6 protein-coding genes are annotated in these 8,701 nt (G+C 38.5%); all 6 read left to right on the forward strand.

The annotated features are described in order from the left end of the window. Positions 1-174: 174 nt before the first annotated feature. The 6 genes from rpsU to QP439_RS08530 all read left to right on the forward strand — a co-directional run bounded on the left by rpsU (position 175) and on the right by QP439_RS08530 (position 8,125). Complete coding sequence (rpsU, locus tag QP439_RS08505; RefSeq protein WP_000048054.1) at positions 175-351, forward strand: 30S ribosomal protein S21; 177 nt, start codon at positions 175-177, stop codon at positions 349-351. Positions 352-633: 282 nt separating this feature from the next. Then, positions 634-1,569, forward strand: a complete 936-nt coding sequence (hprK, locus tag QP439_RS08510; RefSeq protein ID WP_000115155.1) for an HPr(Ser) kinase/phosphatase — start codon at positions 634-636, stop codon at positions 1,567-1,569. Beyond that, positions 1,562-2,350, forward strand: a complete 789-nt coding sequence (lgt, locus tag QP439_RS08515; RefSeq protein WP_000886648.1) for a prolipoprotein diacylglyceryl transferase — start codon at positions 1,562-1,564, stop codon at positions 2,348-2,350. Before hprK ends, lgt begins: the two co-directional genes overlap by 8 nt. Beyond that, positions 2,351-2,734: a DUF948 domain-containing protein gene (locus tag QP439_RS08520; RefSeq protein WP_000895040.1), complete on the forward strand. Its 384-nt coding sequence runs from the start codon at positions 2,351-2,353 to the stop codon at positions 2,732-2,734. A 15-nt stretch (positions 2,735-2,749) separates the two neighbouring features. After that, the gene (locus QP439_RS08525) at positions 2,750-3,145 is read left to right on the forward strand and encodes a YtxH domain-containing protein (RefSeq protein ID WP_285389514.1); all 396 of its coding nucleotides are present in this window, start codon (positions 2,750-2,752) and stop codon (positions 3,143-3,145) included. Positions 3,146-3,544: 399 nt separating this feature from the next. After that, on the forward strand, positions 3,545-8,125 hold the full coding sequence (locus QP439_RS08530; RefSeq protein WP_285389516.1) for a G5 domain-containing protein: 4,581 nt from the start codon (positions 3,545-3,547) through the stop codon (positions 8,123-8,125). Positions 8,126-8,701 lie beyond the last annotated feature (576 nt).

Genomic DNA, 8,701 nt, shown 5'->3' on the forward strand with positions numbered 1-8,701 from the left:
AATTCCACCATAAAAATCCGTTTTAGACTAATTTCCACTTTGGTCAGGCAAGTGGAAGTTACTTTGAGAAGTTACCTGGAAGAAAAAATCAAAATTAAACCGGATTTTTTCTTGACAATTATTCCTTTTACGTGTAAAATAGAATAGATCTTGAACTTGAAGGGAGTGAAAAAAATGTCTAAAACAGTAGTACGTAAGAATGAATCTCTTGACGACGCACTTCGTCGTTTCAAACGTGCGGTTACTAAAGCTGGTACTCTTCAAGAAACACGCAAACGTGAATTCTATGAAAAACCTTCTGTAAAACGTAAACGTAAATCAGAAGCAGCTCGTAAACGTAAAAAATTCTAATTAGAAATGAAAGGCTAGAGAAATCTAGTCTTTTTTCTTTTAATACTCTTCGAAAATCAAATTTAAACCATGTCAATGTCGCCTTGGATTATATATGTGACTGACTCCGTCAGTCTTATCTACAACCTCAAAGCAGTGCTTTGAGCAACCTGCGGCTAGTTTCCTAGTTTGCTCTTTGATTTTCATTGAGTATAAATAAATACTCCAAAGCCTGCAAAAATCTGAAATATCCTCCTACAATTTGATATAATAGAGAGAAGAACTCATTTGAAGGAGGAAATGATGTCGGTTTTAGTAAAAGAAGTGATTGAAAAGCTTAGACTAGACATTGTCTATGGCGAACCAGAATTACTTGAAAAGGAAATCAATACAGCGGACATTACGCGACCTGGTCTTGAAATGACGGGCTATTTTGACTACTACACACCAGAGCGGATCCAACTTTTGGGAATGAAGGAGTGGTCCTATCTTGTTTCGATGTCCTCTCACAACCGTTACCAAGTCTTGAAAAAAATGTTTCTACCTGAGACACCTGCGGTAATTGTTGCCCGTGGTTTGGTGGTTCCGGAGGAAATGTTAAAGGCAGCCAGAGAATGTAAGATTGCCATCTTAACTAGCCGTACGGCAACCAGTCGTTTATCTGGAGAGTTATCTAGTTATCTGGATTCACGTTTAGCAGAACGGACCAGTGTGCACGGTGTCTTGATGGATATCTATGGTATGGGTGTCTTGATTCAGGGTGATAGTGGCATCGGTAAGAGTGAGACAGGTCTGGAACTTGTCAAACGTGGCCACCGCTTGGTAGCTGATGACCGTGTCGATATCTTTGCCAAGGATGAGATTACTCTTTGGGGTGAACCAGCTGAGATTTTGAGACACCTGATTGAAATTCGTGGGGTTGGGATTATCGATGTCATGAGCCTCTACGGTGCGAGTGCTGTCAAGGATTCTTCACAAGTTCAGCTGGCTGTTTACTTGGAAAACTATGATACGCATAAGACCTTTGATCGTCTTGGAAACAATGCAGAGGAAATAGAAATTTCTGGCGTAGCCATTCCTCGTATCCGCATCCCAGTTAAAACAGGTCGTAATATCTCTGTCGTGATTGAGGCAGCTGCCATGAATTATCGTGCCAAGGAAATGGGCTTTGATGCGACGCGTTTGTTCGAAGAACGTTTGACAAATCTCATTGCTCAGAACGAGGTGCCGAATGCTTGATCCAATTGCTATTCATCTAGGCCCTCTAGCCATTCGATGGTATGCCTTGTGTATTGTGACAGGCTTGATTCTTGCGGTTTATTTGACCATGAAAGAAGCACCTAGAAAGAAGATCATACCAGACGATATTTTAGATTTCATCCTGATAGCTTTTCCTTTGGCTATTTTAGGAGCACGTCTCTATTATGTTATTTTCCGTTTTGATTACTATAGTCAGAACTTGGGAGAAATTTTTGCCATTTGGAATGGTGGTTTGGCTATTTACGGTGGTTTGATAACTGGGGCTATTGTACTCTATATCTTTGCTGATCGTAAACTCATCAATACTTGGGATTTCCTAGATATTGCGGCGCCTAGCGTCATGATTGCCCAAAGTTTGGGTCGCTGGGGCAATTTCTTTAACCAAGAAGCCTATGGTGCAGCAGTGGATAATCTGGATTATCTACCTGGCTTTATTCGTGACCAGATGTATATTGAGGGGAGCTATCGTCAGCCAACCTTCCTTTATGAGTCTCTATGGAATCTTCTTGGATTTGCCTTGATTCTGATTTTTAGACGAAAATGGAAGAGCCTTAGACGAGGTCATATCACTGCTTTCTATTTGATTTGGTATGGTTTCGGTCGTATGGTCATCGAAGGTATGCGGACAGATAGTCTCATGTTCTTTGGTCTTCGAGTGTCTCAATGGCTATCAGTTGTCCTTATCGGTCTTGGTATTTTTATCATTCTATATCAAAATCGAAAGAAGGCCCCTTACTATATTTCAGAGGAGGAAAACTAAATGTTAGAAGTTGCATATATTCTTGTAGCCCTTGCTTTGATTGTATTTTTAGTGTATTTAATCATTACTGTACAAAAGCTTGGACGTGTTATCGATGAAACAGAGAAGACGATTAAAACCTTGACTTCAGATGTGGATGTGACCTTGCATCATACCAATGAATTGCTGGCTAAGGTCAATGTCTTGGCAGATGATATCAATGTCAAGGTGGCAACGATTGATCCACTCTTTAGTGCAGTTGCAGATTTATCTCTATCTGTTTCAGATCTTAATGACCATGCGCGTGTATTGAGTAAGAAAGCTTCATCAGCTGGTTCAAAGACACTTAAGACTGGTGCAAGTTTGTCAGCTCTTCGTCTTGCAAGTAAATTTTTCAAAAAATAAAAAAGGAGAATTCTTATGGGTAAACTATCCTCAATCCTTTTAGGAACCGTTTCAGGTGCAGCTCTTGCCTTGTTTTTAACAAGCGACAAGGGAAAACAAGTTTGCAGTCAGGCTCAAGATTTTCTGGATGATTTGAGAGAAGATCCTGAGTATGCCAAGGAGCAGGTCTGTGAAAAACTGACAGAAGTCAAGGAGCAGGCTACAGATTTTGTTCTTAAAACCAAAGAACAGGTTGAGTCAGGTGAAATCACTGTTGACAGTGTCCTTGCTCAAGCTAAATCATGTGCTCGTCAAGCGACAGAAGCATCAAAAGATCGATTCAATAATCTCAAGGAACAATGGCAAGAAAAGGCTGAAGCTCTTGACCAAACAGAAGAGATTGTGATTGATATCAAAGAAGAAAAAATCTAGATTTGATGAGACTGGGCAAAAACTCAATTCTCGGAGAAAATGAAGTAGATTTTCCCACAATAAAACGCATAGTATCAAGGTTTTTCAAGACATGATATTATGCTTTTTTTTGATTTTGAAGACTTTTTGACAAACCTTTTTTAAAACACATGAGTGTTATGATTTTTTATGGTATAATGGCAGTGTTAGAAGTGAAATATTTACATTTTTTTATATTTTACTGATATTTTAGTAATATTAAGCAATCCATTTTCTATGATTAGAAATCAATGCGATAGTTTAGGACAAAGTAGAGGAAAAGCTCTAAAATTTTAGTCAAGAAACGGTTTAGTATTTTGTCAATGTAAAATATTAGAAGCCTCTATTTTGTAAAAAATAGTTAGAAAGAAAGTTGGTAAAATGAAAGATATTTTTAATAAACGTCAACGTTTTTCGATTCGAAAGTTTTCTGTTGGAGTGGCTTCGGTATTAATAGGAATTACCCTGTTTACACCATCTCAGGGAGTACTGGCTTCTACGGAAAATAATTTGGCAACAGAGATAGGAGTTAATTCTGAAAGGGAGAATTCGACCCCTACTGTGGAGAAAAAACAAGAGGCTCAAAATTCACCAGAAAATCGAGGTGATCTTTCCAGTCCAGTCCCAAAAGATACTCCAATCGAATCTACAAGGACTACAGAACCCGCTACATCTGGGGATAAAGAAAATAATAGCTTGACCACAAGGGCTTCCGTGGCGGGTGAAGACAGGTCAAGCACTCCAGCAGTGAGAGCAACATCAAATCCTTCCGAGGTTAAAAAGTATGAATTAACTGATGAGTATGCTAAGCAAATAAAAGCAGGAGTAATCGGTTCAGAAGGTAATAAGCTTGACAGTTTGTTATTAAACGGCCCTGAGTTAAGTCCCGAAGCTTATACAGATGATGATTACTTGAAGGATAAAGAAGAGCTTTATATTTATGAAAAAGGCGGGAAAAAGTATGTAGGCTACAATAGTCATCCTATGTTAGAAGATACTGATGGTGATGGTATTATTGACAGTAAAGAAAAGCCAGATGAAAAATTAAAATGGAATGTAAGTGAGCGCGATATGATTATGTTCATGGAATTGTCCTACCGTGATGATAATTATATTGATAGAGTGCTGGATCATAAGAAACCTTTAACAGAGTCAGAGTTATATAAAAAGAATGGTGACCGTAAACCACGTTATGAATATATGATGATGAATAAGGAATTAGGACCTTATTGGGAAAGGAAAAAAAGTTATCATACCTCCAGTGGACTAGATGCTGTCTTGTATGAAACGAAGAGTGATTTCTTATATTTACCAAATGGAACTGCACAAGTATTAGCCTTTCGTGGAACAAGTGATGTGAAAGATATTAAAGCAGATATCACTCTGGGAACTGGAAGAAATCCTCAACAGGGGATAGATGCAGAAAATATCATGCGCGAACTAGCTAAAGATAAGAGCATTACCAATCTTTATTTAACAGGACATTCTTTAGGAGGATATTTAGTACAACGGGCAATGGTTGAAGCCTATGAGCTGGCATATTCTGACAGCAGAGTCATGTCTCCTAAAGAACAGTTGGCTTATAGAAACTTTTATAATAATGTATTAAAAAAAGGAACAACATTTAATGCCCCAAAAGTAGTGACGAGTTTGGTTTCTGGTCGTGAATTTTGGCAAAAAGGTTTAGATAGCAAAAAAATAGCTAAGTCTGGTAAAATGACTCATTATATTGTTGATAATGATTCGACGATAAGAAAAGGTGTCAGCAATGATAGTGATGTTGTTATCAATGTTGGACCAACAAGTGGAGGTCATAGTTCACGTTCTTATTTTGAAGCCGATATGATTAATAGACGGTCAGAGTTTATATCTGGGAAACGAATTTCCTTAGATGGGACAGGTTATCAGGATAAAAAAATTACAACAAGTAAATCTGTAGAAAAAGTTGGAGAAACTGCTGTATATAGTAAGCGCGGAGATGACATCATTAAGTCAACAACTGTTAGTATGAAAAATCCTGATACAGGACAGATTACTAAAAATACACTTGATGAAGTGTTCAAGAAAGATGGTGCCAAATCTACAGTTGCCGTTACACCACTTGAGCCAAGTGTTCGTTATGATAAAGATGCCACAAGAGCCAAAGGTGAAGCAAAAATCACAGTAGCTGGTACTCCAGGCACTAGAACAGTAACTACCACTTATACTGTGAATCCTACAGATGGAAGCCTCATTACGCATGAGGAACCTGCAGTAGTAGTTCCCGCAACGCCTACAGTGGTCAAAGTGCCAGCTAAAGATGAGGTCGAATACCTCAAAGAAGGCGATGATGTTGTTAAGAAAACCATAACTTACACGGTCAATGCAAGTACAGGCAACCTTACTTCAACAGAGAAAAAGGAAGTGTTCAAGAAAGATGGAGCCAAGGCTAAGGTTGTTGTTACGCAATTACAGCCAAGTGTTCGTTATGATAAAGATGCCACAAGAGCCAAAGGTGAAGCTAAAGTCACAGTAGCTGGTACTCCAGGCACTAGAACAGTAACTACCACTTATACTGTGAATCCTACAGATGGCAGCCTTATTCCACATGAAGAACCGGCAGTAGTAGTTCCATCAAAATCGACAGTGGTTAAAGTGCCAGCTAAGGATGAGGTTGAATACCTCAAAGACGGCGATGATATTGTTAAGAAGACTACAACTTACGAAGTGAATGAAAGTACAGGCAACCTTATTCCAACCGTAAGGAAAGACATTACCAGTCCAAATGGCGTCAAATCCAAAGTCGTAACCAAAATAATTCCGGTCACAATACGGTATGAAGCAGATAAAACCAAAGATGTAGGAAATACTACGGTTACTAATAATGGATCTGAAGGTAAGATAGTAACAACAACATCAACACTTGTTAATGAAACTAATGGTACAGTAACGGATGGAACACCGGTTGTTAGTAGAACAGAAATGGTACCAAAAGTCGTTAAAGTTGGTGCCAAAGACAAAATAGTAGAAACCCCGATTGAACCCACAGTGGTTTATGAAAAAGATGATACTCGTGACTTCGGTACACCAGATCAGCGTACTGAGGGTGAAAAAGGTAAAGCAGTTACTACAACCACTTACGATGTAGATCCAAAGGACGGTCATATCACAGAACACGTTGGTAATCCAGTCGTCACCCCGGCAGGTAAGACAATCGTTAAAGTAGGAGCTAAAACTAAGGTTGAACGCTCTAAAGATCCTGAAGGTCGTGAAGTTATCAACATTACAACTTATGAAGTTGATCCAAAAACAGGTAAGGTGAATCCTACAACAGTAACGACTTACGGAACAAGGAAAGAACCGACGGTTGAGAAGAAGGTAGTACCATCTCCAGTACGTTACGAAAAAGATGATAGGAAAGAAAAAGGTACTGAAGTAATCACCGTTAAAGGTGAAGATGGTGAAGATAGTATCACAACAACGTACAGAGTAAATCCAACAACAGGGGAAATTACCCCAACTGTAGGAAAAACAGTTCGTACGAAAGAACCAACAGAAACAGTTGTAAAAGTTCCAGCCAAAGACAAAATAGTAGAAACCCCGATTGAACCCACAGTGGTTTATGAAAAAGATGATACTCGTGACTTCGGTACACCAAATCAGCGCACTGAGGGTGAAAAAGGCAAAACAGTTACTACAACCACTTACGATGTAGATCCAAAGGACGGTCATATCACAGAACACCTTGGTAACCCAGTCGTCACCCCAGCAGGTAAGACAATCGTTAAAGTAGGAGCTAAAACTAAGGTTGAACGCTCTAAAGATCCTGAAGGTCGTGATGTGATTGATACCACTACCTATGAAGTTGATCCCAAAACAGGTAAGGTGACTCCGACAACAGTAACTACTTACGGAACAAGGAAAGAACCAAAAGTAGAGTTAGAACAAGATCCTAAGGCAGGTGACGATACAGCAACACCGAAGAAACAAGATGGCTCAACATATCCACCAGGAACTAAGGTAGAAATCCCAGGCGAAGATGGTAAAGGTAAAGTACCAAACAGTGATCTACCAGATGTAGAAAAACCAGGTACAGGTACGATTACTGAGCCAGGTAAACCATCTGTGGAAGTTCCTAATGTAACAACTCCACCTAATGTAACAATTTTTGAAAATGGTATATTACCAGATTCAATTGAATTGCCAGAGCTAATGATTGAGGTTCGCTGGATTGACGAAGATGGAAATGTGTTGAAACCATCCCTTAAGACTGGTAATGAAAAGGATGCTGAACATGGATCAATTCCAGGATATGAATTTGTACGAACTGTGATAGCTGAAAATGAACCAGTAATTACCCACATTTTCAGCAAAGTAAGTGGAACTATAAATACAATTCCAGTAACTTCACCTAAGGTAACAATTTTTGAAAATGGTATATTACCAGATTCAATTGAATTGCCAGAGCTAATGATTGAGGTTCGATGGATTGATGAAGATGGAAATGTATTGAAACCATCCCTTAAGACAGGTAGTGAAAAGGATGCTGAACATGGATTAATTTCTGGATATGAATTTGTACGGACTGTGATTGATGAAAATGAACCAGTAATGACTCACATTTTCAGAAAAGTAAGTTCAAGCACAACTCCAATTCCAATTCCAGTAACACCTGATACTAATGGAAATTCTGCTCACGATACATCTACGCTAACAACTCCAACTCCAGTTACGCCAGTAATACCTGATGCTAATGGAAATCCTGGTCACGATACAGCTACACCAACAATTCCAGATGCAGTTACTCCGAATGCAAATCATGAAGATACTACAGATGCTATTGATAGTGGAGCTAAGTCAAATGAATCTCAAAATGTATTACCAAATACAGGAACAGAATCAAATGCGACTCTTGCATCTCTAGGGCTTCTTGGCATGTTAAGTGGTCTCGGACTTGTTCTTGGAAAGAAAAAAGAAGACTAAAAATTTAGTCAAAATGTGAACTGTTCATTGTTAAGTGGACAATGAGCCCAAAAGATCAAGAAACAGCCTTGTTCCTCATTTCAAGAGGTGCAAGGCTGTTGTTGTATTTTTAAAAAGTGGATGCTAATATTTGTAGGAATACTCAATAAAAATCAAAGAGCAAACTAGAAAGCCAGGAGCAGGTAGTACTTGAGTACGACAAGCCGACGCTGACGTGGTTTGAATTTGTTTTTTGAAGAGTATAAGAAGTTATCGATTGGGGCATAGAGCCAGTCATCTGTTACCATTAAATTTTCTAGATGATTATTTTTTACTATTAAAAATGACGATGAATTATCGTAGTTACAGATTTATTTTAAAGCTAGAGAGTTGCTTGTATTCAGATACATAACATAATAACATTTTATGAATAACTAAATATTTTAACTTTTATTGACGTTGGAATTCTGTTTTTTGTTGTTTAAATATATTAAAAATGGTATAATTGAGTTGTGATAGCTGTGATAGCTGTGATAGCTGTGATAGCTGTGATAGCTGTGATAGCTGTGATAGCTGTGATAGCTGTGATAGCTGTGA

The sequence above is a fragment of the Streptococcus sp. UMB1203 genome (assembly GCF_030217725.1).
Classification (GTDB): domain Bacteria; phylum Bacillota; class Bacilli; order Lactobacillales; family Streptococcaceae; genus Streptococcus.

Bases quoted from the DNA above. Each gene is read 5' to 3' on its own strand.
- QP439_RS08530 (WP_285389516.1), top strand. From the start codon at position 3,545: ATGAAAGATATTTTTAATAAACGTCAACGTTTTTCGATTCGAAAGTTT.
- rpsU (WP_000048054.1), top strand. From the start codon at position 175: ATGTCTAAAACAGTAGTACGTAAGAATGAATCTCTTGACGACGCACTT.
- lgt (WP_000886648.1), top strand. From the start codon at position 1,562: ATGCTTGATCCAATTGCTATTCATCTAGGCCCTCTAGCCATTCGATGG.
- QP439_RS08520 (WP_000895040.1), top strand. From the start codon at position 2,351: ATGTTAGAAGTTGCATATATTCTTGTAGCCCTTGCTTTGATTGTATTT.
- QP439_RS08525 (WP_285389514.1), top strand. From the start codon at position 2,750: ATGGGTAAACTATCCTCAATCCTTTTAGGAACCGTTTCAGGTGCAGCT.
- hprK (WP_000115155.1), top strand. From the start codon at position 634: ATGTCGGTTTTAGTAAAAGAAGTGATTGAAAAGCTTAGACTAGACATT.